This window comes from Thermococcus sp., assembly GCF_027052235.1.
Classification (GTDB): Archaea; Methanobacteriota_B; Thermococci; order Thermococcales; family Thermococcaceae; genus Thermococcus.
The window spans coordinates 1-1,715 of the sequence record NZ_JALUFF010000003.1 but is presented as its reverse complement, the minus strand read 5'-3'; the positions used below and the strand labels follow the sequence as shown (position 1 = coordinate 1,715).

Below are 1,715 nucleotides of genomic sequence, written 5' to 3'. Positions count from 1 at the left end.
AGCAGAAGGCCCTCGTCAAGCGCTTCGCTGAGATGCACCTCGAGATAGAGAAGGACATGATTCAAACCTACGAGAAGATGGCGGAGAAGATGACCCACCCGCTCTTCAAGGGCATAGCCGAGGCCCTGGTTGAAAACGAGAGGGAGCACCACAGGCTTTTGGCCGAGCTGATAGCCAAGTACAAGGAGTGATCAATCCAGTATTCGCTGAAGGAGTTTCCATTCGCTGTTGCTCCACGCTTCCTTTTCCGTTATTGTTATCAGTGACGCGTTGGAAAGCTTTACCAAATCCCTTATTGTTGCAAGGAACTTCAAAAGGGCCTCAAAGCCGTTGTAAATCTTGAGTAGCTCGAGGCTGTCAATGAGAATTAAACCCCTGATTCCCTTTTTCTCGGTTTCCACCAGATACTCGCTTATAGCCTGTGTTATTCTGTAGAGGGCTGTTGGGGGCATCACTTTACCCCCCTCTACGGAGGATACTCTGTAGGCAATCCAGCTCTCGTAGGGTTCGATGTTTCTTACGAACGCAAGGACCGGAAATTTCTCCAGTTTTCTGTGTAGCTCTTTGAATTCGGTGAGTGAAAGTATAGTTACTCCGGGTTTGACGCCGTTGGGGTCATCCTTGATTTCCTTGACGTTTGAGAGGTAAGAGAAGTCTTCACTGAATATCAGTTTGTAGTAGGCGAATATCGTGAAGGCGGCAATAAAGAGTGAGCCATAGAAAACCAGCGTGTAATGGATTTCACCCTTTAAGTATATGAACGGGTATGCCATACTTGCCAGTCCCGCCAGTATCAATGCCATCCCAAAGAGAACGGCCCTCTCGTGATAGTATTCTTTGAGGAACTCTATGAAAGTCCCGCCGCCAGCTATTAGGAGGAAGCCAGAGAGGACATATGTTCCCCCGAAGTTCGTTCCAAGGGCCGTCTCAACGATTCCGTATAGAAGTGGAATTGGTGGGAGGGAAAGTAGAATGGCCTTTGGGGGTCCTCGACCACGCTCTTCTCTTATTAGTTCCATAATTCCAAATATCGTCGTTGACGTTGCCAATCCCATTATTAGGGGATCCAGGTTCGTATTGCCGATTACAGTGCCGCCTAGGGGGAGGTTTCCGCTAAGGGCCCAGCCAGCACCGAGGAGGAGGGCTGATTTCCGCCGACTTTTAAGGAAGACTAATACGAAAGCAAGACTGATAGCCGCTTTCAGGAGCATTATGCCGAGATCTGGTGAAACCCCCATTTCAATCCCCAGCTCTTTTTGATAGAAGAAAGGAGGGATGAATATAACCTTTTCTGTTCTGTGACTTGGGAATCAAAAGGAAATCAAGGTCCTACGTTCATCATTTGGCTGTACATTGCCCAGTCGAGGAGGAGCTCGTACTCGGCCTTGAGGTTGTAGTAGTGGCCCCATTCCATATCGCTCAGGTAGCGCATGAGGCGCTTCTTCTCTTCAGTGTCTACCATCTTCTCGAGCTCGGCGTAGAACTTGGCCGCTATCTCCTCTGCCTTCATGGCCCACCGGATCAGGTCGATTATATCCTCGACGCCGTGTAGCTTCCTCGCAACCGGCTGAAGCTCGGGCCCTATGTGCTCCTTTGGAAAGACGACCTCCTTCCCAGGGAACATGTTTTCGTATATTCTCCTCAGTAGTTCCTCGTGCTTCTTCTCCTCTCCGGCGAGCCATTCTATCTTGTTCTTGAGCTCCTGAATCTCGATC

2 protein-coding genes and 1 pseudogene are annotated in these 1,715 nt (G+C 49.5%); 1 reads left to right on the top strand and 2 read right to left on the bottom strand.

The window, feature by feature from the left end; translation table 11 throughout:
* Positions 1-191 (top strand): annotated as a pseudogene (locus tag MVC73_RS00170) (rubrerythrin family protein); the annotation flags it as partial.
* Here the strand turns inward: MVC73_RS00170 and MVC73_RS00165 are convergent.
* Both MVC73_RS00165 and MVC73_RS00160 read right to left on the bottom strand, forming a co-directional pair.
* On the bottom strand, positions 192-1,238 hold the full coding sequence (locus MVC73_RS00165) for a DUF835 domain-containing protein (protein ID WP_297505964.1): 1,047 nt from the start codon (positions 1,236-1,238) through the stop codon (positions 192-194). It lies immediately after the preceding pseudogene.
* A gap of 83 nt (positions 1,239-1,321) precedes the next feature.
* The coding region (locus MVC73_RS00160; protein ID WP_297505963.1) for a ferritin family protein at positions 1,322-1,715 on the bottom strand (394 nt) is incomplete at its 5' end.